Source organism: Micrococcus sp. HMSC31B01, from assembly GCF_001816085.1.
Classification (GTDB): Bacteria; Actinomycetota; Actinomycetes; order Actinomycetales; family Micrococcaceae; genus Micrococcus; species Micrococcus luteus.
In genome coordinates this window covers 1-997 of sequence record NZ_KV824893.1, presented here as the reverse complement: position 1 = coordinate 997, position 997 = coordinate 1, and the positions used below count along the sequence as shown (strand labels likewise).

General features: G+C 76.7%; 2 protein-coding genes. One reads left to right on the top strand and one right to left on the bottom strand.

Going from position 1 to position 997, the window contains the following annotated elements; translation table 11 throughout:
- Nucleotides 1-72: 72 nt before the first annotated feature.
- Entirely contained in the window at nucleotides 73-381 is a 309-nt protein-coding gene (locus tag HMPREF3105_RS01310; protein WP_246830301.1) for a DUF2516 family protein, read from the bottom strand.
- Nucleotides 382-450: 69 nt separating this feature from the next.
- On the opposite strand from HMPREF3105_RS01310, the gene tmk reads away from it, so the two are divergent.
- The coding region (gene tmk / locus HMPREF3105_RS01305) for a dTMP kinase (RefSeq protein ID WP_070708593.1) at nucleotides 451-997 on the top strand (547 nt) is incomplete at its 3' end.

The window sequence follows — 997 nt, the reverse complement described above, 5'->3', positions numbered from 1 at the left end:
GCGGGGAGCTGAGCGTGCGCTGGGCGGCGGTGGCGCCGTCGTCATGAGGGCCGCGCCGGTGGCGCGGGGTCCTCAGCGGTGCAGGGCCGGGCCCATGTCCTGGCGGGGGCCGGCGAGGTAGACGCACGCCACGCACGCGGCCACGAGGCCGAACATGCCCATCCCGCCGCCCGCGAGCACGCCGAGGAGCCCGACGACGGCGGCGACGCCGGTGAGGATCAGCCAGAAGCTCCTGTCCCGGCCCCCGATGCGGGCGAAGTCGTCGGGGCGGCGCCGGACGACGTCCACCAGCGCCCAGACCTCGAGCACGAGCGCGGCGATCGCCAGGACGCGGAACAGCCAGTGGTCGACGAGCAGGGCGAAGTGCATGGGGGCGCTCATGTCGGTCAGTCTAGGCGGTCGGCCCGGCCGGGTTCCTCCCCCGTCCGGGGCGGCGTCTAGGCTCGAGGCGTGAGCACCCAGACCGAGCATCGCGGCCTGTTCGTCGCCGTCGAGGGACCGGACGGATCCGGCAAGTCCACCCAGGCCCGCGCCCTGACCGAGGCCCTGCGCACCACGGGCCACGAGGTGGTGCTCACGCGCGAGCCCGGCGGCTCGGACCTGGGCGAGACGCTGCGGGAGCTGCTGCTGGACCCCGGGCACGCCCCCGTGGACCCCCGCACCGAGGCGCTGCTGTTCGCCGCGGCCCGGTCCGCCCATGCCGTCCGCACGCTGCGTCCCGCGCTGGCCCGGGGCGCCGTCGTCGTCACGGACCGGTATGTGGACTCGTCCGTGGCCTACCAGGGCGCGGCGCGCGGGCTGGGCGAGGCGCGGATCGCCGCCCTGAACGAGTGGGCCACGGACGGCCTGGTCCCCGATCTGACGGTGCTGATCGACGTGGACGCGGCCACCGCCGCGGACCGGCGTGACCGCCGTGCGGCGGGGGGCGAGGGCACCCCCGACCGCATGGAGCGGGAGACGGCGGACCGGCACGAGGCCCTGCGCGCCGCCTTCCTCG

What these genes read in the sequence shown, in the direction of transcription:
- HMPREF3105_RS01310 (WP_246830301.1), bottom strand. Translation starts at nt 381, where the DNA reads ATGAGCGCCCCCATGCACTTCGCCCTGCTCGTCGACCACTGGCTGTTC.